We start from the raw sequence: 23093 nt of genomic DNA on the forward strand, positions 1-23093 counted from the left end.
GGTTGCGGTCTTTGCCCGGCAGCGCGGCGGGGTGGCCGTCTGCACGGGAGTTGTGATCCGATAGCGGCTGGCGACGTTAAAGGACGGATTGTCCATAGCAGGATCCGGATCGGCGCACGCCGGGGGACGACGTGCTGAGCGCCCAGGGTGAAGAGGGGGCCGGCCCGCCGTAGGGCATGTGCGTCGGAAGGCATCAGTGGGGTGGGGCGGGAGATGGTCACGGGGTACACCGGGCTGCGGTTCGCGCTGCTCGGTCGGCTGCGCGCGTGGCGCGGCGACAAGGAGTTGGAACTCGGTTCTCCGCAGCGGCAGGCGTTCCTCGCGGTGCTGCTGCTACGCCAGGAGCTGGTCGCCTCGGTGGCCGACGTCGTGGAGGACCTGTGGGGCGGGAACCCGCCGGCCCGCGTTGTTGTGGTTTCGCGGACGTACGCCTCGCGGCTGCGCAAACTGCTGGAACCGGAGCCGACCGTGGGCGAGTCCCCCCGGGTCCTGGTGTCCGTCCCTGACGGCTGCGCGCTGCACGTGGCACGCGAGGCCGTGGACCTCGCCCGGTTCGAGGATCACGTTGCCTCGGCGGGCCTGGCCCGGGCCGCCGCGCAGCTCGCGGAGGCCCGCGCCCGGCTGCGTCTCGCGCTGGAGCCCCTGGCGGGCGTCCCCGGCGCGGCCATGGACGCGCACCGTCTGGGCGTCGTCCTCAACGCCCAGCGGCGGACTGCCGAGTCCGCCGCACGACTCACCGAGGCGTCGGCCCGCTTAGGCGGCCGCCGCAACCGACTGGGGGGAAGGGCTCACCCTCTTCCGGCTCACGGAGAAACCGGTTCGCCACCGGCCGGGCCGAGGAGGCCGCACAGCTGGCCCGGACCGTGGCCGCGCCTCTGGAGGAGGTCAGGAACGACTGGGGTCGCGCCCACTCGTCGGTCGTGTTCGGCTCCGCCGTTGGCCGACTCGGGGACCATGACGGCGCCCGGGCGCACCGCGCACGAGATCTGCGCCCGTCTGGTATGCCGGAGACCGACGATTTCCTCGCCCTGCTCGGCGACGAGCCGTGTGCCGGGACGGGTCCGAACCGGCACCGGTCCCCTGATGAGAGCGGCCTGCTCTCCTCGCGTGCCGAACCCGTGACGGCGGAACCGGTGGCACGGGCGATTCCCCCCGTGACCTGACCTCTCGTCAAAAGGCCCTCACGCCAAAAGGCCCTCACGCCAAAAGGCCCTTACGTCTTTGGGAGACAACCCATGCCCCCCACTGCCTCGCCCGGCCACTCCTCCGTCGGTGAATCCGGGCGAACCACCGCCTGCCGCTTCACCGTTCTCGGCCCCCTTCGCGTGCACGACGGGTCGGCCGAGGTGCGCGTCGGCGCGCCCCAGACGCAGGCGGTGCTCGCGGTCCTGCTGCTACGGGCGCGTACCCCCGTACCCCGCCGGGAGCTGATCGCCGCGGTCTGGGGCGACGAGGCCCCGCCCGGCGTGCTGGGGGCGTTGCACACCCAAGTCTTCACCCTGCGTCGGCTGCTGGAGCCCGGCCGGGCACCACGCGCCACCGCGCGCACGCTGCTGACGACGGGCGACGGCTACACCTTGCGCGTCGCCCCGGAGGACGTCGACCTGACGGTCTTCGAGCTCCGTACGGCCGAGGCACAGCGGGCCCGGGCCGCCGGCCGGCCCGAACGGGCGCGGTCACTGCTCGTCTCCGCGCTGGACCTGTGGCGCGGCAGGCCGCTGGCCGGCGTGCCCGGCCCGTATGCCGAGGCCCAGCGCACCCGGCTGGAGGAGCTGCGCCTGGCGGCGGCCGAGGCCCGCTGGGAGGCCGAGATCGTGCTGGGCGGGCACGACAACGCGATCGGTCCGCTGCGCGTGCTGGCCGCCGAACACCCCTGGCGCGAGCGGGTCCACGAGCTGCTGATGACAGCGCTGCACCATGCCGGACGGCGGGCGGACGCACTGGACGTCCACGCGCAGGTCCGCCGCGCGCTCGCCGAGGAGCTGGGCACCCGCCCGGGTCCCGGCCTGGACCGGCTCCAGCAGAAGATCCTCACCACCGTACCCGAGCGGCAGGCGGGCGACGAGGCCGGGCTCCGGCATCCGGACCGACCCTACGGGCCGGCTCAACTGCCCCAGCACATCGCCGACTTCACGGGCCGGAACGACGAGGCCGACCGGCTGTGCGCCGCGCTGGAGAAGGGCCCGATCGTCGCCCTCAGCACCATCAGCGGGATGGGTGGCATCGGCAAGACCGCCCTGGCCGTCCACGTGGCCCAGCGGATGCGCCACCGCTTCCCGGGCGGGCAGCTCTACGTGGACCTGAGGGGAACCGACCCCCGGCCCGCGGAGCCGATGGAGGTGCTGGGCCGCTTCCTGTGCGCCCTCGGTGTCCGTGCCGGTCACCTCCCGACACTGCCCGAGGAGCGGGCCGCCCTCTACCGCTCCATGCTCGCCACCCGGCAGGTGCTCGTCGTGCTGGACAACGCCCGTGATCCGGCGCAGGTGCGCGACCTGCTGCCCGGCACGCCCGGCAGCGCGGTGCTGCTCACCAGCCGCTCCCGGCTCGTCGGCCTGACCGGGGCCACCCTGGTGGACCTGCGGCCCATGGCGCGGGCAGAGGCCCTGGAGCTGCTGACCCGGATCGTCGGCGAACAGAGCGTGTCCGCCGAGCCGGAGGCCGCCGCCGAGGTGCTCGACGCCTGCGGCCATCTGCCGCTCGCCATCCGCATCGTGGCCTCCCAGCTGGTCGCCCGGCCGGACCAGACGCTCGCGGAGACCGCCGCGCTGCTGGCGGACGAGCGGCGCCGCCTCGGCGCGTTCAAGGCGGAGGACACCGCCGTGGAGACGACGTTCCGGCTCGGCATGGAACTGCTGGACGCCGAGCACGTCCGCGCGTTCCGGCTGCTGGCCCTGCCCGAGATGCCCGAACTGAGCGTGCCCGTCGCCGCGGCGCTGCTCGCCCGACCGGAGCGGGAGGCGGAGGAGCTGTGCGAGTCGCTGGTCGACCTGAGCCTGCTGGAGTCGGTCGCCCCCGGCCGCTACCGCTACCACGACCTGCTCCGGCTCTTCGCCCGTCAGACCGCATGCGCCGAAGTGCCGGACCACGAGCGAACCGCCGCACTCACCCGCCTGCTGGAGTTCTGCCTCGCCACCGCCCTCGACGCCCACCGGGTATCGCTGCCTGACGACGTGTTCCCCGGGCACGTAACCCCGCTGCGCTCCGAGGGCCTGGACTTCACCGGCCCGCAGAAGGCCACCGCCTGGCTGCTCGACGAGCAGACGTCGCTCCTGGGGCTCATCGAGCAGGCGGCGGGAGACACCTCCCTGTCGCTGACCGTCTGCGCGGACCTGCTGCTGGCCGCGGACCCGCTCGGTCGCCTCGGCGCGCAGCCCTACGGCATCGAACGCGCCGCTCGGATTCTGGCCGAGGCCGCGCGTGCCGCAGGCCACCGCACCGCGGAAGCACGCGCCCTGTACATGCTGGGCAGCTCCGTGCAGCACCGCTTCGCCATGCGGCGCGGCGCCCCCTCCCTGGACCGTGCCATCGAGCTGTGCCGGGAGGCCGACGACCGGACGCTGCTCGCCCACGTCCTCATCACACGGGGCGGAGGCGCGCTGGCCCTGCGCGACTTCACCGCCGCGCACGCCATGCTGACCGAGGCGCTGGCCCACGGCAGGGCCCTGGCCAGCCGTGGCATCGAGGCGTACGCCCTCGGCTTCCTCGGCCTGGCCCTGCTGGCCACCGGCCGGGGCGAGGAGGCACTGGCGCACTGCCGCGAGGCCGTCGCCGTCACCCGGGCGACCGGGGACGTCGCGGGTCAGGCCAACGCGCTGCACAACCTCGCCCAGGTCTGCCTGCGGACCGGGCGGACGTCCGAGGCGTTCCACCACCTGCACGAGAGCCTGCGCCTGTGGCGTGAGACCGGTTCCCGCTTCCGCGAGGGTCTCCTGCTCGGCGCGATCGCCGAGGCCCACAACCTCTCGGGGCGGCCTGTGGAGGCCGCCGAACACGCCGCGCGGGCACGGGACATCGCCGAGGCGCGCGGCGACGCGGGCATCCTCGCCCGCGCCCTCGCGCAGCTCGGCCACGCCCACCGGGCCCAGGGCGACGCCGACCGGGCCCAGGAGTACTACCGCCGTGCGGAGAGCGTCTTCCGCGAGCTCGGCCTGCCCGACGCGGACGATGTCGCGCGCCACCTCAAGGAGCTCTGACGCACGGCGGTCGATGACAAAGGCCGAGCTCCCTGGTGGGGTACTGGGGCAGGACCAGCTGGCGAGCACCTCAGCTTGTTCTTTGACCTCTGTCCACTTGGGCCTGCGGGCGCCTCTCCGAGAGGCACGGCTTCTGATCACGCGGAACGGGAGAGCTGTTCGCGCACCCATTCGGGAGCGGGGTTGGTGTGTGGCTGGCCCGCCACGACGACGGTCGGCACGGTCTTGTTGCCGTCGTGGGCTGCCCTCACCGCTGCGGCTCCTGTCAGGTCACGCCAGATGTTGACCCAATGCAACTAGCGGGCGCTGCGGTCCAGCCTGATGCGCAGTCGCAAGCAGTACTTGCAGCCCGGCCGCCAGAAGACGACCGGTCGGCCGTCGACAAAGCCCGACCTTTTGGTTCCAATCAGTGTGTCCCGCAAGACTCGAACCGCGAGGTCACCGTGCTATCACGGTTCCGACTACCGCGTCCCGGCACACTGGCTCACCAGCGAGAACAGCACGTCTGGGTGCGCGATGATCTCCTTGTGCAGCGAGTCATTGATCTTGATCAGGCGGCCGCAGTGATTACGGAGCGAGCCGCGCGGTGGCGAGCAGTCGGTCTCAGGGTTGGGCAACTGACGTGGCGTGACGAAGCCGCGCCATGGCCCCAGCAGTTTGAGACGGACAGGACACTCGTACGTGATCCCGACTCGATCGGTGTGGTCATCTCCGGACCGGCGGACGCGGAGCTGTCGGTGGTGCTGTTCCGGGGCGGCTGGGCTGACGTGGACTTCTACAACGGCCTCGACGACGCCGGAATGCTGCCGGCGTCCGGCATTGACTCGGCAGTTGCCTTCGGGGTCCGGCTCGATCAGTGGGTGCCGTGCGTCTTCGGGAACGACTTCGCAGCACGGCCGGGTGGCGCGAGCGACCAGGTTCGCTGGCAAGGAAGCCGAAACGACCAGGTTCGCTGTCAACCGCCTCGATTGGCTGACAGAGGACACTCCGACCAAGGACACACGTGACCACGACGAATATCCCGTCTCATTCGGTCTTGTCGCCAGGCGACGCCCTGATCTGCGGAGAGACAAGGCGGGTGAGACACCGGAACCTTGCCGTCTCACTTGAAGTTGTCGGCCCGGCGCATTTCCCGGGCTGCCGGCCGCCGGAAAGGAGCGCCCTGACCCGGCTCCGGTCTCTGTCCGTGTCTGGCGGCAGAGCAGGAACGGCCCTCTCGCCTCCGCGCGAGGCTTGTGTTGGACTGTGCAACGTAATCCGTGAGCGACGATGGGGTGAATGCGATGCCTCTTGAGGGCGAGTACGGGCCGAGTCCGGCGCAGTGGGTGCGCGATCAGGTCGAGTTGTATGAGAGTTCGGGCGGCACGCAGGGAGCGACGCTGTGGGACACGGGCCTGGCCGTCGTCATTCTCACGACGCGCGGAGCGAAGAGCGGCAAGATCCGCAAGATCCCGTTGATGCGCGTGGAGCACGAGGGGCGGTACGCCGCCGTGGCCTCGAAGGGTGGCTTCCCGCGTCACCCGGTCTGGTACTTCAACGTCAAGTCCGACCCGCACGTGGAGCTCCAGGACGGGGCTGTACGCCAGGACATGACGGCCCGTGAGATCACTGGGAACGAGAAGGCCGAGTGGTGGGAGCGCGCGGTGGCCGCGTATCCGCCGTACGCCGAATACCAGGAGAAGACCGACCGTGTGATCCCCGTCTTCGTGCTGGAACCTGTGCATGTGGCAGGGGCGGCGGACGCCCTGGCGTCGTCGACGAGGAACTGAGATCCGGGCCTCACTCGTCCGGCCCGACAGGGCGCCGCGCGGCTTGGAGTCCGAGGCCGACACGATGAAGTCCTCTCTTGGCGGGGGCATCAGGGGGTTGGTCCATAGCTGTTCCTGAAGGACCCAGCGGCGCATCGTGACCGGCTCCCCGTGCGGCGTCCTGGCGGGGATATCGGCGTGTTGCACGTCGGGCTCGGCGGGCGCGCCGCTGAGGTAGTGGGCCAGGGTGGAGAACACCAGCCGCCCGCCGGGCCGCAGGGCGACGGCGGCCGCCGGCAGCAGCTCGTGCGGCTCGGTGAAGTCGACAGCGCCGAAGACGCTGTACAGCACGTCGTAGGCGTGGGCTGCCGCGCGCAGGTGGCTGACCACGTCGGCCTGCTCAATGCGCAGGCGCGGCGCGAGGTGTCCGTACAGGTCGGCGGCCATGGCGTGCTGAGCGGGGGAGGCGTCGATGGCGTCGATTCGGGCGGGCAGGTGGTGCAAGGCCAGGTGGGCGGCGTGCCGGGCGGCCCCGGCGCCGAGGTCGCCGACGCGCAGCCCGGTCAGATCGCCGAGGACTGCCGGGCCGGGCCCGCTGTCCTGGCTCCAGCTCCACCGGAAGGTGCCGGGGACGTCGCGGTCGGCGGTGTGGCGGACGCGTCCGTAGTGGTGCCAGAGGTCGCCGGTCGGGGTTGTCATCCGCCCCATCCTGGCGGGCCCGGCACGACGCTGGGCCGGTTCGGTCCAATCCCACCCGGGCGTTGCCGGTGGGACCAGCCCGGTGTCGGGCCCACCGGTGTCGCGCGGTCAGTGCGAGTCGCTGCCGGGGTGGCACGGGCTGCACTCAGCGGCGTCCGTCCACAGTGGCAGGTCGACCTCCCCCTTCCCGTGCCCCCGGCCTGCCCGTACTCGCCGTGCCCGCGCGGCTGTTCGGCGGCGCGGTGCCCTGCGCTCCCGCCGTGCTGCGCGCCCGCTGGTGCCGGGTGGGCGGGAGGCCACCACCGGCGTGATGGACGGGCTGATGACCGGGATCTACTGCCAGCTGGCGGGCGATCACGAGATGGCCCGCCAGGTCGCCAACGCAGCGGTCGCCCACTGCCGGGAGCAGGGCATCAGGGGCTGGCTGCCCACCACGCTCGACCTGCTGGTCCGCACGGAGCTGGCGCTGGGCCACCACGAGGAGGCGATGGCCCGGGGCACGGAGGTGCTCCGGCTGGCCGAGTACCACGATCTCGCCCACCGGGCCGCCCACCTGCGCGCCGCCCTGGCGATGCCGGCCGCCGTCGGGGCGAGGAGGAGCAGGTCCGGGCCCTGACCGGCGAGGCCCTGGAGTACGCCCAACTGCGCGGTGTGGGCCGGGCGGAGGCGGCCCTCGCGGAGCTGGCCGCGGCGTGGCAGGAGGTGGCCTATCCGCTGCTCTGCTGGCCGCTGCTGGCGGACTTGGTCGAAGCCGCGGTCCGGGCGGGCCGCCCGGAGCGTGCGGCGGAGGCGGCCGCCCTGCTCGACGAGTGGGCTACCGCGCTGGGGCAGCCCGCGCTCGGTGCCCTGGCTGCCCGGTGTCGGGCGCTGACCGGTCCCGAGGGGCGGCCGAGGAGCACTTCATCGCCGCGCTGGCCCTGCACGAGGACGGCAGTGCGTTCGAGCGGGCGCGCACCGCGCTGCTGTACGGGGAGTGGCTGCGCCGCCTGCGCCGCCAGATCGATGCCCGGGACCAGCTGCGCGCCGCGCTGGACGGTTTCGAACGGCTCGGCACACTGCCATGGGCCGACCGGGCCAGGGCGGAGTTGGACGCGGCGGGCGGGGAGATCGTGCTGAACACCCGTCAGGACGGGTCGATCAGCCTGCTCAGCCCGCAGGAGCGCGAGGCGGTCCGCCTCGCGGCGTCGGGGGCGAGCAACCGGGAGATCGCGGCGCAGCTGTTCCTCAGCCCGCGCACGGTCGGGCACCACCTCTACCGGGCCTTCCTCAAACTGGGCATCAGCTCCCGCACCGAACTCGCCGGCGCGCTGGCCGCCTGAGCCGGGGCCGGCGGCCTCAGGAGCCGGGGCCGGCTCCGGTGCCGACCAGATCAGCCGGGTCTGGGCGGTGCGGTAGCCGGCGATCCGCAAAGAGACGGCCGCCTTCCCGCACTGCCCGTACAGCTGATCGCCGCGCTGGCCGCCGACCCCGACCCGTCCGTCCGGGCGACGGCCTGCCTGGAGGGTTGGGCCCAGCTGGACGGCCCCGCCCGGAACGCACTTCGCGCCGACCCCGACGGCGCGGTCCGCAGCCACGCGCTGCTCCTGCACCACCTGCGGCAACCGATGCCCCGATCGGTCTTCGACTTCGAGAAGCCCCTGGACCACGCGGTGTGGACCTGCCGTCTGGAGCACGACCTCGTCGCACACCTGGCCCACCACGGAGAAGCGGGCCAGCGCCGAAACCTGGCGCGCAACCAGCACCTGGATCCGGACCTGGCCGCCCTCCTCGCCCAGGACCCGGACGAATCCGTCCGCTTCGAGGTCTCCACGCGCCCTGACCTCACCGAGGAGCAGCGTGCGGCCATCGACATCGCTTTCCATCCGGGCACCCACTACGCGACGCTCGGCTGGGTCGCAGTGCTGCACGGGGATCCCGACGCCATGCGCCGCCTGGCCGCCTCCCGCCACCCCCTCGTACGCAGAAGTGTCGCCCAGGCGCGACGTCTGCCGCCGGACGTCGTGGAACGACTGGCCCGCGACGAGGACCGAGTCGTCCAGCTCTTCTTCGCCGAATCCTGTGACGACGCGCCCGCCGACACGCTGCTCAGGGTGTGGCAGTGGTGGACGGGCAGTCCCAGCACCTCCGACCGCCCCCGCGGCCACCCGGACTTCCCCCGCCGCGACCTGCTCCGCTATGCGGACGACCCGAACCCGCGGATGCGTCAACTCGCCCTGGACGACCCGGAGTCGACGGCCGGCCTGGTTGAACGGTTCAGTCGGGACAGCGACGCGGATGTGCGCCACCGGGCCGGGACCGATCCCCGGCTGACACCCGCGTCGGCCGTACGCCTGCTCGACGCCCCGTACGCACACGTCCGCTACGCGGCCGCCGACCACCCCGGGCTGCCCGCACGGGTGCTGACCCGACTGCTCCGGGACACGGACATGGCGGAGACGGCAGCTGGGCATCCGGCCCTGCCCGTGGCGGTGATGGAAGAGATGCTCCGGCACATCCAGTCATCGCCTGGTGCCTCGTCGAGTCAGTGAGGTGGTGGACGGGGTCGACGTCCGCCACCATCGCGCGCCGAGCAGACGGCACGACGAAGAGACCAGCAGAGTTACCACGGCGGACGCCTCGGACCCGTGCCGTGTATATGAAACGCAGATGCCCGATGGCCATAGTGGGGCAGCATGCCGTACGCAGGCCGGGCCAGCCGATGGCCTCCTGCACGAAATGAGTCAGGTCCTCTCGTGCAGCGCAACCAGACGTCCATGAAACGCCGTATGGCCGTTCTCGTTCCGGCCCTCCTTGCCCTCGTCGTGGGTGCCTTCGGATCCGTTGCCGCCGCATGCTCCTCCGGTGCCACCGCGTGGAGCACCTCCGCCAACGGTCCCTTCGACCACGGCAAGGGGACCGACGAGTACAACACCAGGGCATAGCGGCCCCCGTTGCACGCGAAGGCCCCCGGCTGTGCGGTGACGCGGCCGGAGACCGACTGGGCGGGCACCGCTCGGTCAGGGCTTCAACCGCGCTGCGGCCTCCGCGGCCTCGGGCAGACCGGCCCTGGTGAAGACCTCCAGCGCCTCGGCGGCGTACGCTCGGGCCTCCTTCGGCTGTCCGGCGTCGAAGGAGGTACGGGCGTGGATGAGCAGGGCGTAGCCCCGGTCCCGAGCGCGGTCCGGCGTGGTCCGGAAGTACGACACCGCCTGCCCCGCCACCTCGAGCGCGGCCTCGATGCGGCCCAGGACGCGCAGGGTCTCGGCGCACCGGTAGTGTGCTTGCGCCCGCTGGCCGGGAATCCGCTCGGCCTCGCACACCTCCAGGCACTCGGCGTAGCTGGCGAGCGCCTCGTGCGGACGGTTCAGTTCGTGCAGGGCCTGCCCGCGTACGCACAGCGCGTGGGCCACCCCGTGAGGGTCCGCCATGGCGCGCAGGGCGCCCAGCGCTTCCTCGCAGGAGGGCAGCGCCTCGGCGGCGCGGCCTCCGCGGATCCGGGCCAGGGCCGCGTTGAGCGTGGTGACCAGCTCGGCCGAGCGCTGGCCCTGCTCCCGCGCCAGGGCGAGCGCCTGGTCGAAGTGGACGGCCGCGTCGTCGTAACGCTGCTCGAACTGGGCGATGACGCCGAGGTCGTTGTAGGACTGCTGGAGGATGGCCCGGTCGCCGGCCCGGCGGCAGGCCTCGGCGGCCAGCTCGGAGTGGGTGCGCGCCTGGCCGAGCCGGGTCGCCTGGAGCGCCGCGTTGCCGCAGATGAAGTGGCGTCCGGCGGCGAACAGGGCGCGCATCAGGAATCCGTACGGCCGCTCACGCAGCGGCCGCTCCTTGATGAGAGCGTCTCTGTCGGGGTGGGTGAAAGCCCCGATTATGGCCGCGTCTGGTGGTGCCTTGGGGCGGTTTTCGCCATATGAGTAAACGCGGCACGGTCAGTTCGGCTCGGTGCGCAAGAACGCCTCGGCTTCCTCCAGGCGTTGCTGGATCACGCGTGCCAGGCCGCGCGGTGGCCGGGTGAACAGGTCCCAGCCGACGGTGCGGGTCTGCTTGTCCCACCGCCAGGTGCCGGTGATGCGGCCCGCGAGCGTGATGGCGGCGTGGACTTCGCCGATCGGGTTGAAGGCCCGTTCGGTGTGGTCGGGGTCGAGGTAGCGGGCGCGGGTGGTGAAGTAGCCCTTGAACGCGGGGTCTTCGAACGCCGTGAGCCGCACGTGATCCGCCGGGAGCGGCGTGGTTCTGCGTAGAACGTCGAGCTCGCTGCTCAGCACCAGGAGGGTGGCGGGCAGGCCCTCGACGTGCACCGGGGTGATCTCGTCGCGCAGCGCGGTGAGGGCGGGGGTGATCTCGGCGCGGGTGAGCCCGGACCATCACATCAGGTCCCCTTCGGCTGCCGGTCCGTAGGCGCCCAGGTAGCGGCGGACCAGGGCCACGGCCGCGGTGGCCGGGTTGGTGTGGTTGAGGGTGAGGCTGGGGTGGGCGTGTTGCAGGAGGGCGAAGGCCCGCTGTGCCGTCGTGGGGCTCGTCCTCAAGAGCTGCACTGGGCCCACGACGGTCCAGGCAGCCAACCCGAAGCGGCGGGGCGGACTTCAGCGCAACGGTCCCACTAGAGGGGGACTTCAGCGCAACGGTCCCACTATACGAACCGTCGCGAGCCGGGTTGGGCACCGATGGGCGAGGCCAGTGACCCGTCGGCCCCCTGCTCCGGATGGGACGCTGTGTCGGAGGGTGGACAGCAATCGCGACTTCGACCAGTACTGGACCTTCCACCGCGCCCGGAAGCACGGACGTCTCCATCCCACTTCTGACCAGCACGACTACCAACTCGCGGCCTGCTCCACGGACTTCCCACGCTGACGGTCTCCCTGCTCGGCAGGGTGGCTTTCAGGTATGACGCGGGTGTGGAGTGTCGCGTCCGGGGCAAGCAGGGCGAGGACGGCACGGTTGTCGGCGTCGGTTGCCAGGGAGGCCGCGCCGACCACGGCTCCGGGGACGGTGCTCCACTGCGGGGCGCGCCCGGTGCCCAGAGTGGCCAGGCTCGTACCGCCGTCGTTGTTGCGGGCGGCCAGCAGCACTCCGCCGGGTATGGAGTGCAGGGCGAGCGCGCCGTAGCCGCGGCTGCCCAGGTCTACGCGTTCCTCACGCCATGCTCCGCCACCGGCCGGGAGGGTGCGCACCAGCAGACGGGCGGTCCCGGCCGCGCGGAAGGCCAGGAGAAGCGAGCCGTCGGGCCGGGCCAGCGCGGTGGGCGGATCGGCTGGGGCGGGCAGCCCGGTGGGTGCGAGGACGAACGGTCCTCCCGGGCTGCGCTGCACCCAGTGGCGAACGGTGTGGTGTCCGGCGCCGAAGACATGGACGATCCCCTTGGCGTCGGTGACGGCGCTGAGCCCTTCCTGGACTTCGGCGCCGCCCAGGTCCGACCAGTTGCTCCAGGTGCCGCCGGCTCGCTGGCTGCGGACGGAGACCCCCTTGGCCCAGTTGCGTACGAACAGCCAGGTGGTGCCGTCGGCGCCGCGGGTCACGACGGGCCCGCCGACGCGGCGGCCGTGCTCGGGGTCGCGGTCGGGGGCGCCCAGCGAGACCCAGGCGCGAAACGGCCCGCCCTGGCGCGTCTGTTCCGTCATGACGATCTCGCGCCGGTTGTCCTTCGCCCTTGCGCCGAGGGAGGCGACGCGCTCGGCGAACAGCTGCCAGCGGCCGTCCCGTGTCGGCGAGGCCGTCAGGCCCGGCAGCAGTCCCTTGCCGGCCAGCAGCTTCGGCGCGGTCCACCGTCCGCCGCCGGGCTCGGTCTCCTGCCACATGGCCGCCTGCCCGCCGAGGACGGCGAACGCGGTCAGCCGCCCGTCGGCGCCCTGCCGCAGCTGCGGGGCGGCGGTGGGGTAGCGCAGCGAGGTGCGCTGGAGCCAGCCGGTGCCGTACGAGCGGTCCCGGCCGACGTCGTAGTCACCGCAGCCGCCGAACGCCTTGTCGTCGCAGCCCTGCGGGGAGCCTCCGTAGGCGTTGAGGACGTTGGCCTTACCGCGGATGATCTGCGCGGGCAGGCCCTGCGGCCAGCGCTCGTTGTAGTAGCCGCGGAAGGCGGTGACGGCGTGGGGGGCCCGGTAGCGGTCGAGGGCGGCGTAGGTGAACAGCGCGGCGGCGGTGTGGTCGGGGTGGTCCGAGTAGCCGCGCTGGTCGTGGTGGGCGCGGTGCTTCGCGTTGCGGACCTGCATATCCGGGTCGGGGTCCATGGTGCGTACGAGTGTGGGCCGGTAGCTGTCCATGAGGTGGACCAGTGCGTCGATCAGCCCGGCGCGGGTGACCTTGTGCGAGGCCCGGACGGGGGAGCCGGTGCCCACCAGGGTTCGCGTGACCGTGTGGGGGTCCTCCCAGAGGCGCCGCAGGTCGAGGCCGGGGGTTTTGCCGTGGGAGGGGGAGTGCTGGGACACACCGAGGAAGACCAGCCGGATGCCGGGGTGGTGGCTCAGGGCGTCCACTTCAATGGGGGTGCCGTCGGGCAGGGTGGTGACCTGCCTGGTCCAGGGTGCCTTGGTGTCGCCGGTCGCCATGAACGCGTACGCCTGGCGCAGGCCCTGGCGGCGGGCACCGGCGTAGTTGGCGACGTTGGGCTTGGGGGGCTTGCGGCCGGGGATCTTGTTGAAGCCCTGGGCTTCACCGCTGGTCACATAGACGCTGACGAGCTGGTCGTTGGCGTCGATGGACTGCTGGAGCTCGGGATTCATGAAGTACAGGTCGTCGTCCGGGTGGGCGAGGATCTGCATGACCCGGACACCGCTCGAACCGTCCCGGGCAGCCTGCACCATGCCGCGCTTGTGGACCGGCGGAGAAGCAAGTGGCGACGAGGCGGGAGTGCAGGCCGATATCGCCGCGGAAAGGGCTATGAAACCGGCGATGAGGGCGCGGCGGGCGGGCTGTGTCGGCACGGGAGGTCTTTCGCGGGTGAATGGGCGGGCGAGGCGTACGGGCGGGACGCGGGCGAGCACGACTCCAGGAAGAGGCGTGCACCGGCACGGTGGTCTGCCCGAGGCGCAGCACGGCGTTGTCCCGTCCCGGGCCAGTGGGTGTGGGTCGAGCTGATGGGCGGCGCTGGGGCGTGAGCGGCAGAGCTGACGCTACGAAGAGCGCACGTAGGTACTCCATCGGCTATGTAACAGTTGTCCGGACATTGGCATGCGAAGTTGTTAAGTCGCCCTGTCCGGCCATGCACCGCGAGAAGAACCACCCGCTCACGCCGCAGGCGCAGGGAAGCGGTCCTGTCATCTGTGGCAAGGGAGAGACCGCGCCTGCCGTCGTGCAACTGCCCGTCGGGAAGGCGTCGACCCGTCCGTACGGCGGCGGACGTGTTCCTCGACTCGCTCGACTACGCGAACACCTTCCGGTCGTACGGCATCGGTATCGGCAAGACCGCCGAACGCCTCGGCGAGATCCGTCCGCTCGCCACCGTCGCGGACGAAGAGATCGGCGAGGCCATCGAACTCCTGTGGGGCACCGCGGCGGTCAGCACGTGGAACGCCCGCCGGGCGTCGGTGCTGTCCTGGCTTGGCCGGTGCGCCGAGCGCGGGTACGACGGCCCGGTGGTCCCGGCCTGGGTGAAGCGGATGCCCCCGCCGGAGTCGCAGCCCCCGGCCCGGTCGAAGACGGCGGTCGACCGGCTGATCGCCCGCCGCGACGTCCGCCTTCGGGAGAAGACGCTGTGGCGGATGCTCTACGAGACGGTCGCGCGGGCGGAGGAGATTCTTGAGGTCGACAGCGAGGAGCTGGACCTGGCCAGACGCCGGGCCCCGTGAAGGCCGAGGGCGCCCAGCCGCGCACCCGGCGCCGGGGCGCTGCGCGCGAGGGGTTCGTCTTGGAGTCCGTGTACGGGGACGCCGGCACCGCCCGCCTGCTGCCCCGGCTGATCAAGGGGCGGACCCGTGGCCCGGTGTTCGTCACCCACCGCAGGCCCGGCCCCGGAAGGTCCTCAGATCCCGCGACGTCTGCCCCGATACCGGGCTGGCTCCGGCTGTCGTACGGGCAGGCCCGTGCCCTGCTGGACGTGTGTACAGCCGTCGGCGGGGTATGCGGGAGCAGGCTGGGACCTGTACGAATACCGGCACTCCGGGCTCACCCACCTCGGCGAGGCGGGAGCGAGCCCGCCGATGCTCATGGCGAAGTCGCGGCACAAGAAGCCGGAGAACGTGCGGCGTTACTTCCACCCCTCGGCGGAGGCGATCGCCGAGGTCACCAGCCTGCTTGCGCCCGGCGACAGCCGACGCTGACCGCGGACCGGGGCGGGACCGTCACGGATCCGTCCTCCCGCCCCAGGGAATGAGCCGTCGGCGCTCCAACGCGCGGGCAGAAAGCGGGACTTGGGGCGGACGCGTTCGCCACTGGCCGGTATCGTCCGCGAGCGCTCCAGCTGGCACTGGCCACTCCGACACCGGGTGAACTCGGCGCCGTGCTACACCACCTCAGCGAAGCGATCAAGGCGATCCCGCCGCGACCCTCGCCGGTATGCCGAGGCGTGCCCGGGAGGCGGCGGTCGTGCCCCGCACGGCGCTCGCGGTGATCGAGAGCCTGGAGGCTCATCGGGGGGCGAGTCGAGCGACATACCGGTGCGGTTCGAGCTCACCGTCGCACCGGACGACGGGCCGGCGTACCGGGTGGAGATCACGCAGGACATCAACCTCGTGGACCTGTCCGACTACCGGCCGCGCGGCGTCGTGGTGGTCCAGTACCCGTCGGACCAGCCGTGGCGGGTGCGCATCGTCAAGCGGCCGACTCCGGAGTGGGAGGACCAGGCGGCCTCGGCCCGCCTCGACTCGGCGCCCGGGACGGCCAGGGTGGTCGCGCCCCCGCAGGGCTGTGCCTTCGGCTTCGTCGTGCTCCTCGGCCTGCTGCTCGGCGCGGTTGTCGTGGTCCTGCTGTTCCGCGCGGACCTCTTCGACCGGGACTACACCGCGCAACCGCCTTCGGCCGCGCGGCCGTCCGTCTCCTCCACGTCGTCGACCACGGTGGTGTCGTCGGCGTCCGGAACGGTCGCCCTGGGCCCAGGCCAGTCGTTTCTCGACAAGGTGAGCCGGCCCGGGCTGTCGGCTCGCTCACCAGGGGTGGGGACACACGCCAGGCGCTCACCGCCGTCGTGCAGGAGCGCCTGCTGTCGGTCGTGTTCTCGCCCACCGGCACGCAGACCCCGGGGCTCGACCCTCGTGCGCTGCCCTACGACCGTTTCCCCGCCCTGGTCGAGGAGGCCACGACCACTCTCGGTGTCCGCTCTCCTCGGACCTGGCAGGTCACCGCCGACCGTTTCACTGGCTCCCTCATCATCAGAGTCGTCGTGACTGGGCCCGAAGGCACGGCGTCACTGGAGGTGAACGGACAGGGCAAGGTGGTGCGGCGCGCGCCCGCACGGTGAGGTGCCCTGGGACCGCACTGTTTCGGACGGCAGGGGTGTGCTCGGTGGCCGTCCCCGACGTGGCAGGAGCAACGACGGATGGGCTGGCACGGATATCTGGTGCTGTGGTGCGGCGTGTTCGGCGCGGTCGCGCTGGTCGGGTACGGCAGGTCGCTGGCCGGGGTGCCCCGGGCGCAGCGGGCGGTCCGGGTGAAGGGGCGGATCGAGCGGGTGGGGGAGCCCCGGCACGGAAGCTCTCCGAACGAGGGGATAGCCGTGGTCGTCTCCTTCCAGGACCCTCCACCGGGCAGGAGTTCACCGTCACCAACGACGGTGAGCGGGGCGAGAGGATCAGCGCGGCCTGGACGGGCCGGGAGATCGGCGTCCACTACCCGCGCGGCAGGCCCCACGCCTTCCGGTTCACCAACGACCTCTCCGAAGGCGGGCGCGGACTTGGCCGGCCGACCTTCGCGGTCTTCCTTGTCTACGCCGGTCTGGTCGTCGTCGCGATCGACTGGGGCCGGCCGTGGGCTTTGCTAGGGCTTCTGCGGGCCGTGGGCCCTCTCCGGCGCGTACCACCTGCCCGGGAACGTACGTGACAGGAACCGCCGTCTCGACGCACTGGCCGCCATGGCCGCCGTACCCGGCCGTGTCGTCGCCGTACCCAAGAGCGTCAGCACCGACGACGACGGCTACACCTCCACCCACTTGGTACCGGTCGTCACCTTCACCACCCTCGACGGTACGGCCGTCACGGCGTACTGCGAGTCAGGACTGCCGGACCCCGCCGGATCGCAGGGCCTGGACGTCACGATCCACTACGCCTCCGACGACCCGGCCGTCTTCGTCCTGGACGTCGAGGCCGAACGCCGGTCCTGGAAGCGGGACATGGCCGTCAACGTCGTGGGTGTACTGGTCGTGGCAGTGGCGGCCGTGGGGGGGGGCGCTGTGACCGGCTCCCGCGTCCCGGCCCGCACAGCAACGCCGTCCCGGTGGCACGGGGAACACGACGGCTCAGCTCGACGTAGACAGAGCCCCAGTGGGCGGACGACCGGTTGCGGGCCGGCGGCATCCACAGCCCGGTGAGCGAGGCGACGCCCGAGGGAGCGCCGGAGGAGCCTATGGTGGACATGCCCGGCCTGACCGTCATCGAGAGAACGCCTCAGAGCTGCGCCTTGAGCGTATGTGGCGCCGAGGCGGACACCGGCATCATCCGTGACACGGACATGGCCATGGGGGAGCCCCCTGGGTCGTACGCAAGGGGGCGGGGTCGGGCGGCGCTGGGATGCCTTTCTCACGAGGCCTGCGGCGTCGGCTCCTTCACCTCCACGTACGTGACGCAAAGAGCCAACGCCCGAACTCTGCCGTCGTCAGCCGGAATTCATGCCGGCCCAGCGGGGTTCCAGCGGTCACATTCGGGGAGGTGGATGGCTCCGCGAACCTGCTCGACGGCTCTCCGCACGCCCGGCGCCACAAGGAGGGTTTGCCTGGGGGTGGGCCCGGCGCTCGCTCGGGCCCACCCTGCGCGGCCTCCGGGGTGTCAGGAGCAGGTGGCCAGGAGGATGGAGAGCACGGTGCAGTTGGCCGTGGCGCTGTCGTTGGCGGCGTTGGGGTCAGTGGGAGTTGACGCGGTGCGTGTGGCGGCCACCGACACGCGGCCCAGTGAGAGCAGATGCAGGGGGATGTCGAAGGACTTGGTCGCGCCGGCACCGCTGGCGACGGCCTCGAAGGTACAGGTGACGGTCCCTGCGCTGGTGGTGCATCCGGCAGACAGGCCGGTCGCGCTCAGACCCCGGGGCAGGGACGCGGTGATCGTGGCCGAGGTGGCCGTGTCCGGTCCGGTGTTGTCGGCCGTCAGGGTGTAGCGGAGGTAGGGCACCAGGATGCCCAGCTGCGGCCGGGCGGTGACGTGCACGTCGATGTCCGCAGCGGCGGGGGCGTACGTGAGGGTCACCGAGCCGTCGCCCGAGCGCACACCGGTGTGGAAGACGGTGCCGGCCGGACCGTACCCGCTGCCTCCGCCACCGCCTCCCGAGCCGACGGTGGCGGAGGGGCTGCTCATGATGCCTCCGCCTCCTCCGCCGCCGAACCAGCCCCCGCCGCCTCCTCCTCCACCGGCGCCGCTGGCGCCGGCGCCGCCCGTACCTCCGAGGCCCGGGGCTCCGCCTGCTGCGGTAGTGGCACCGTTCGCGCCGAGCCCACCGGCACCGCCGGCACTGGCGGTACCTGCCCCGCCGCCTTCTGCCCCGTCGCTCCCGTTGCCGCCGGCGGTACCGCTGGCGCCGCCTCCGCTGCCGCCGGCCCCGCTGACGGCGGTGCCTATCCAGTTGCCTCCGCCTCCGCCGCCACCGGCCACCAACATCCGGTCGCTCGGGCCGTTGGCGCCCTGGCGTACGTCTGAGGCGCCTCCTCCGGCGCCGCCGTCGGCGGCGGGTTCCGTGCCCGTACCTGCGGCGCCCGAGCCGCCGTATCCGCCCGAGCCGCCGACGTTGATCTGCAGGACCTGTCCCGGCGTGACGGTCAGCTGGGCCTGGGCCTCCCCGCCCAGTCCGCCCGTGCTGCCGCCCTCGGGCCCGTCCTGGCCCTGGGCGCCGAAGGCGTCCACGCTGATCGAGTAGACCTTGTCGGGCACGGTGAAGGACTGGGCGCTACCGGTGTAGGAGAAGGTGACCGTCGTCGCGGCCAGCGCCGGCGGCGCCAGTGCGACCAGCCCGGCGCCGACGAGCGCGAGCGCCATCGTGCCGGGCAGAACCAGTGTGGTCAGCCGTCTGGCCAGGCCGCCCCGGCGCAGCCGCGCTGTCGACGATCTGCTCTCGCTCGTACAAAGAGGTCTGTGTGACATGGGGATCGTCCCCCTTTCATGAGGGCTGCGACCCTGCCCCGGCGGCCCCCCTCGGGCCGACTCGACGCGGCAGGCCGCCGTGGCCCACCGCCCGCTCCTGCCCCAAGCATGAACGGACGCCGGCCCGGTGTTCCGTCCTCATCAGTGCTCCACCCGTGGTCTCCCGGCCACGGCCCACGCAGAGATCCTGAGGTGAGTCCGCTGCATACCGTTCACAGATCAACGAGCATGCCGCCCCCGAACCTGCGCCGAAAGGAGTCAACAGGCCACAGTCATGGCTGGCCGGCCCCGCCGCAGGCAGCCGACCCCGCTCAGTTGCCGAGGACAGGTCACCGGCTATGAGCCGCTCATCGTCGATCTCACTGACGCCGTCTCGCCGATTGCTGCGGTGAAGGTGGTCTGTTGGGGAACCCGCTCCTGTTGACGAACCCGCTCCTGGGTCACCCGGGCAGTGTCCCGGTGACCACCGGGCGGCAGCTGCAGCACGGATTCGACGCCTTCCGCCTGGCCACCCTGACCGGCTGGCTGTGCCTGGAGCGTGGTCAGCTTCTGCCGGATGCCGGATGCGGCGGCGTTGGCCTGGGGCTCGCCCTGTTCGCATCCTTGCGCCGTAGCACGGTCACCAAGCTGCCGAACTGGCGCGCCGTCAAGGTCAGTAGCCAGCGGGCTGGCCGCGGTCATCACCCCTACTTGGTCGTGTGGGTGGGGTAGACCTCAACGTCGGTGTAGGCGCCCTTGATCTTTCCCGCGCGTGCGGGCCACTTCAGGCTCACGGTGTGGGTCTCGTTCGGGGGTGTCACCAGGATGTTGGTCGGGGACGCGAGGCTGTGGCCAGTGGTGTCGATGTCGTAGGCGAGGTTGAAGACAGCGGCGTCACCGGGCTTGAGGGTGGTGATACGCGGTTGGGAGTGGCCGCGCTCGATGGGGTTCGAGGTGTGGTCGGCGTCCTTGATGTCGACGCCCGCGAAGCCGGTCGCCGAGCAGGTGGTCGAACCCCGGTTGATCATGGTGATGTCGATCCTGCCGGAGTTCTTGTCGGGCGCGGCGTTGCTGGCGTCGATGGCCAGGTCCTCCGTCTTGCAGAACGTGACCTTGCCGCCGGTCTTCACCTTGCCGCCGGTCTTCGTCGCGCCGTTCGCGGCGCCGGAGCCCGACTGGGTGTTCTCACGTGAGCCTGACGTCGCGTTACCGGCCTGTGAGCCTGGGGAGTTCGAGCCGCTCTCCGACTGCGAGCCACCGTTCGCGGGCGAAGAGGACGTGGACGAGGCGCCCTTGGAGGACGAGTCCTTCGCGGAGTCGTCGCTGCCGCAGGCGGTGAGTAAGAGGGTGGCGGCGACGCCGAGGGCGGCGAGAGCGGTGCTGCGGGTGTACTTCACGGTGTCCCCCCAGGAGTAGCGCGGTGCGTATGGTCGGAAGTATTTGTATCTCGCACCGAGTCACGGGCGGTCCACCGCGACGTCTTCGTTCTGTCACAGGCGTATGGGCCGCCTCTCGGTCCGCCAAGGTGTCGCCGTACGGTCGCCAGTGTGGCCGGAATTCGACCAGCCTGGCCTTGTCCTCAGAGGTGAAGTCGCTCGCCACCACCGTCGTTGACGACCCGGCCGAGCCGTCACCGCTCGCGCTGTACTGGACCATTGCCCAGGAGATCGCCGCGTACGACGACCGCAACTATCTGGGCATCCCGCCCGCCAACCCCGGCCGCTCCGCCGTGCGGATCCAGGACGCGGTGATCAGCAAGTCCAGCTCCGTCGTCGGGCCGAGCCCGTCGCCGGTCGCGATCCGGGTCGAATCCAGCGAAGGCTTCACCACCGGGGCGCAGGTCGTCATCGACTCCGCGCGCGAGCTGCGCAACAACCAGGAGTCCACCACGATCACCCGGATCCTGTCCGCGACCCAGATCGAGGTCGCCCGGCTGGGGAAGGCGCACAACGGCGCCACCACACCGTTCCCGGTGCTGCAGCCCGCCGAGAAGGGTGAACTCATGGCTGAGTGGGACGAATACACCCCGACCTCGGGCACCGACATCGCGGTGACGAGCAACCTGTCCACCATCAACCGAGCAGGCCGCAATGCCGACCACGTATTCCGGCATGGACATCATGCTCTGGGACGCGCGCCTGTCGTGGCTGTGGCGCCGCTCGAACCTGCGCTTCTGCGGGTTCTACCTGGCCCACGACCGCAGGGACGACAGCACGAGCTTGTCCACCCGGCTGTGGGACCTCAGGGACCCGGGGTGGACCGTCCTGCCGATCTGGGTGCCCTTCAAGTCCACGCAGATCGACGGGGCCCCGGCCGACCCGCAGAGGGGCAAGCCCGCCGTGCCGGGAGGGGCGTTCGGCACCGTCGACGGCGCGGAGGACGGTCTCGCCGCCGTCCGTCTCGCCCGGCGCGCCGGACTGGAGGCCGGTGCGACGCTCTATCTGGACATCGAGGGACATCTGAGCCGGGGGCCGGGTGCCTGGGCCAACCCGGCCACCGGCACGGCGGAGTACATCCTGTCGTGGCTGCTCGCGGTCTCCCTCGCGGGATACCGGCCCGGGTTCTACTGCTACCGCGCCGAGTTGGACCCGCGTACCCTCCTCGATCCACGCGTCATGGCGTTCCGGCCGGTGTTCTACGCCGTGTCGGTCCCGGGACGTGACCGGTCCCAGTGGAACAACAACACCTTCCAGCTCGCCCCCTATCCGCTGCCGAGCTGGGGCGTCGGTGCCGACGAGCGCTGGCAGTACGCGGACAACGTGGTCGCCGTCCAGTACGCGCAGCCGCCAGACCTGGCTCTGACCTGGCCGGACGCCAACGGGCGGCCCCAGGACCACCGGGTACCGCGCAGCCACCGGGACGTCGACTGGGACGAGGCGAAGGTCTTCGACCCCACCCACCCAAGGGCCGCGATCGCGCTGGCCACGGCACAGCACCACAGGGCCCCGGACCGCGTACGGCTGTTCGCCGCGACCACCGAGCACCTGCTGACAGCCGTACGGGACAAGGTGGGGAAGACCAGCCCGCTCAGCGCGACCCCGGTCCTGCCCCGCGACACCGTCCCGGTACCGCCGGCGGGAGCCGACGGCTTCGACGCCACGAGCATCGCCGCGAGCAGCACCGACGCACAGTCCCGTCGTGTCTTCCTGCTCGGCGCCGACGGACGGATCCGCATCCGGTGGATCACGCCCCGTCAGCCCTATCCGCCCCACCCGCAACCCTGCCCGCAAGGGCAGCCCCCTGGCGGCCGCGTCCCGTATACCGCTCGCTCTGGATCTGGTGTACGTCGACCGCGACCACCGGCTCGTACGGCAGTTCTCGCAGCAGGGCCCGGCCGTGGACTGGACGAACAACGTACAGACCGTTCCGCCGCCCGCCAGAGCAGGCAGCAGGGAAGCCCTGCTGGTCGCGGGCAGCAGCAACCTCGCGGTGCTGCCCTCAGCGAACGACGCCGTCCACAACGCCGACAGGCTCGACGTGTTCCACGTGGGACACGACTACTTGCTACCGCCCTGGAACAACCCGCGCGCCTGGCAGGTCGTGCACACCCGCTGGGTCTTCACCTGTGGCCGGGCGACTGCCCTGGCCACGACCCTCGTCCCCGGGCTCGACGGCGTCGCTGCGGCGAGCGGTGTCGCAGCGGTCCGCACCGCTGACCAGACCCTGCACACGATCGCCCAGGACCGGGCCCGTACGCGGCTCAAGTACGCCACCTTGAAACGCACCGCGTCGGACTGGGAGACCGCGCAGGGCCCGACCGGCGAACTGCCCCTGCCGCACCGCCCCGAGCGCGGCGACCCGCTGACCGCGTGGTGGATGAACCTGCAGCTGGTGGCCACCGTCAACCGCGTCCTGCTGGTGGGCGTGCTCGCCACCGGCCACCTGGGATGGTCCACATACAACGGAACCGCCTGGTCGGACATCGCCGCCAAGCTGGCGGGCTTCACCCCGGGCCGCCCACTGTGCCTGGCACGGCGCGGCGCGAAGCTCGTGGACGTCTTCGGCTTCGATGAGGACGGACGGCTCCTCCGGCGCACCCTCACCCTCCTGGACAAGGGGGGGTGCGGTGCTGGCTCCCTTTTAGAGACGCTGCTGACCTTTCCTTCGTGTCGCGAGGTTGGGCCGGCGCTGACCGGCAGTGCGACGAGCTGGATTCCGCCGAGGACCTCGCCCGTCCGCCCAGCGCGGCCGCCGGGTTCAGGTGTCCGGGCGGCGGCGCTGGGCAGGACATTGAGGAAGTCGATCGCCTTGTAGCCTTCGGCGGTCAACGAGTCGCAGCGGAACCGTTCGGA

The 23093-nt window shown here is 71.8% G+C and carries 16 protein-coding genes and 6 pseudogenes; 11 read left to right on the forward strand and 11 right to left on the reverse strand.

Features of this window, described 5'->3' with window-relative positions; translation table 11 throughout:
- The first annotated feature begins 213 nt into the window (after positions 1 to 213).
- Together QIY60_RS31575 and QIY60_RS31580 are read left to right on the forward strand one after the other, a co-directional pair.
- A complete protein-coding gene (locus tag QIY60_RS31575) occupies positions 214 to 1122 on the forward strand; it encodes a hypothetical protein (protein WP_283145582.1) in 909 nt (302 codons plus the stop codon).
- A 113-nt stretch (positions 1123 to 1235) separates the two neighbouring features.
- Complete coding sequence (locus QIY60_RS31580) at positions 1236 to 4193, forward strand: BTAD domain-containing putative transcriptional regulator (RefSeq protein ID WP_283145583.1); 2958 nt, start codon at positions 1236 to 1238, stop codon at positions 4191 to 4193.
- Between the two features lie 137 nt (positions 4194 to 4330).
- Here QIY60_RS31580 and QIY60_RS31585 read toward each other — a convergent pair.
- Positions 4331 to 4576, reverse strand: a pseudogene (locus QIY60_RS31585) (glutaredoxin domain-containing protein); the annotation flags it as partial.
- 78 nt (positions 4577 to 4654) lie between these two features.
- The gene (locus QIY60_RS31590; protein ID WP_283146157.1) at positions 4655 to 5152 is read right to left on the reverse strand and encodes a hypothetical protein; all 498 of its coding nucleotides are present in this window, start codon (positions 5150 to 5152) and stop codon (positions 4655 to 4657) included.
- 324 nt (positions 5153 to 5476) lie between these two features.
- Between QIY60_RS31590 and QIY60_RS31595 the strand changes: the two genes are divergently transcribed.
- A complete protein-coding gene (locus QIY60_RS31595) occupies positions 5477 to 5962 on the forward strand; it encodes a nitroreductase family deazaflavin-dependent oxidoreductase (protein WP_283145584.1) in 486 nt (161 codons plus the stop codon).
- A gap of 102 nt (positions 5963 to 6064) precedes the next feature.
- On the opposite strand, the pseudogene QIY60_RS31600 reads toward QIY60_RS31595, so the two are convergent.
- Positions 6065 to 6640, reverse strand: a pseudogene (locus QIY60_RS31600) (class I SAM-dependent methyltransferase); the annotation flags it as partial.
- 322 nt (positions 6641 to 6962) lie between these two features.
- On the opposite strand from QIY60_RS31600, the gene QIY60_RS31605 reads away from it, so the two are divergent.
- The 4 genes from QIY60_RS31605 to QIY60_RS31620 all read left to right on the forward strand — a co-directional run bounded on the left by QIY60_RS31605 (position 6963) and on the right by QIY60_RS31620 (position 9561).
- On the forward strand, positions 6963 to 7256 hold the full coding sequence (locus tag QIY60_RS31605; RefSeq protein ID WP_283145585.1) for a hypothetical protein: 294 nt from the start codon (positions 6963 to 6965) through the stop codon (positions 7254 to 7256).
- A 241-nt stretch (positions 7257 to 7497) separates the two neighbouring features.
- Entirely contained in the window at positions 7498 to 7959 is a 462-nt protein-coding gene (locus QIY60_RS31610; RefSeq protein ID WP_283145586.1) for a LuxR C-terminal-related transcriptional regulator, read from the forward strand.
- A gap of 285 nt (positions 7960 to 8244) precedes the next feature.
- A complete protein-coding gene (locus QIY60_RS31615; RefSeq protein ID WP_283145587.1) occupies positions 8245 to 9168 on the forward strand; it encodes a hypothetical protein in 924 nt (307 codons plus the stop codon).
- A gap of 237 nt (positions 9169 to 9405) precedes the next feature.
- Entirely contained in the window at positions 9406 to 9561 is a 156-nt protein-coding gene (locus QIY60_RS31620) for a hypothetical protein (RefSeq protein ID WP_283145588.1), read from the forward strand.
- Between the two features lie 75 nt (positions 9562 to 9636).
- On the opposite strand, the gene QIY60_RS31625 is transcribed toward QIY60_RS31620, so the two are convergent.
- From QIY60_RS31625 to QIY60_RS31640, 3 genes and pseudogenes are all read right to left on the reverse strand, one after another.
- Positions 9637 to 10404, reverse strand: a complete 768-nt coding sequence (locus tag QIY60_RS31625) for a tetratricopeptide repeat protein (protein WP_283145589.1) — start codon at positions 10402 to 10404, stop codon at positions 9637 to 9639.
- Between the two features lie 138 nt (positions 10405 to 10542).
- Positions 10543 to 11157: pseudogene (locus tag QIY60_RS32840) on the reverse strand (crosslink repair DNA glycosylase YcaQ family protein).
- 267 nt (positions 11158 to 11424) lie between these two features.
- Complete coding sequence (locus QIY60_RS31640) at positions 11425 to 13410, reverse strand: PIG-L family deacetylase (protein ID WP_283145592.1); 1986 nt, start codon at positions 13408 to 13410, stop codon at positions 11425 to 11427.
- Positions 13411 to 13808: 398 nt separating this feature from the next.
- Between QIY60_RS31640 and QIY60_RS31645 the strand changes: the two are divergent.
- The 3 pseudogenes from QIY60_RS31645 to QIY60_RS31655 form a co-directional block, all read left to right on the forward strand.
- Positions 13809 to 14865 (forward strand): annotated as a pseudogene (locus QIY60_RS31645) (site-specific integrase).
- Between the two features lie 226 nt (positions 14866 to 15091).
- Positions 15092 to 16001 (forward strand): annotated as a pseudogene (locus QIY60_RS31650) (hypothetical protein); the annotation flags it as partial.
- A 78-nt stretch (positions 16002 to 16079) separates the two neighbouring features.
- A pseudogene (locus tag QIY60_RS31655) lies at positions 16080 to 16922 on the forward strand (DUF3592 domain-containing protein); the annotation flags it as partial.
- A 598-nt stretch (positions 16923 to 17520) separates the two neighbouring features.
- On the opposite strand, the gene QIY60_RS31660 reads toward QIY60_RS31655, so the two are convergent.
- From QIY60_RS31660 to QIY60_RS31680, 5 genes are all read right to left on the reverse strand, one after another.
- A complete protein-coding gene (locus tag QIY60_RS31660) occupies positions 17521 to 18822 on the reverse strand; it encodes a hypothetical protein (protein ID WP_283145593.1) in 1302 nt (433 codons plus the stop codon).
- Between the two features lie 336 nt (positions 18823 to 19158).
- The gene (locus QIY60_RS31665; RefSeq protein ID WP_283145594.1) at positions 19159 to 19503 is read right to left on the reverse strand and encodes a hypothetical protein; all 345 of its coding nucleotides are present in this window, start codon (positions 19501 to 19503) and stop codon (positions 19159 to 19161) included.
- Between the two features lie 5 nt (positions 19504 to 19508).
- Positions 19509 to 20198 (reverse strand): DUF4232 domain-containing protein, encoded by a 690-nt coding sequence (locus tag QIY60_RS31670; protein WP_283145595.1) that lies wholly within the window; start codon positions 20196 to 20198, stop codon positions 19509 to 19511.
- 292 nt (positions 20199 to 20490) lie between these two features.
- The gene (locus tag QIY60_RS31675) at positions 20491 to 20805 is read right to left on the reverse strand and encodes a hypothetical protein (RefSeq protein WP_283145596.1); all 315 of its coding nucleotides are present in this window, start codon (positions 20803 to 20805) and stop codon (positions 20491 to 20493) included.
- 697 nt (positions 20806 to 21502) lie between these two features.
- Positions 21503 to 21922: a hypothetical protein gene (locus tag QIY60_RS31680; RefSeq protein ID WP_283145597.1), complete on the reverse strand. Its 420-nt coding sequence runs from the start codon at positions 21920 to 21922 to the stop codon at positions 21503 to 21505.
- Between the two features lie 17 nt (positions 21923 to 21939).
- Between QIY60_RS31680 and QIY60_RS31685 the strand changes: the two genes are divergently transcribed.
- Entirely contained in the window at positions 21940 to 23055 is a 1116-nt protein-coding gene (locus QIY60_RS31685; protein WP_283145598.1) for a hypothetical protein, read from the forward strand.
- Positions 23056 to 23093 lie beyond the last annotated feature (38 nt).

Source organism: Streptomyces sp. BPTC-684 (assembly GCF_030028635.1).
In the GTDB taxonomy this organism is placed as follows: domain Bacteria; phylum Actinomycetota; class Actinomycetes; order Streptomycetales; family Streptomycetaceae; genus Streptomyces; species Streptomyces noboritoensis.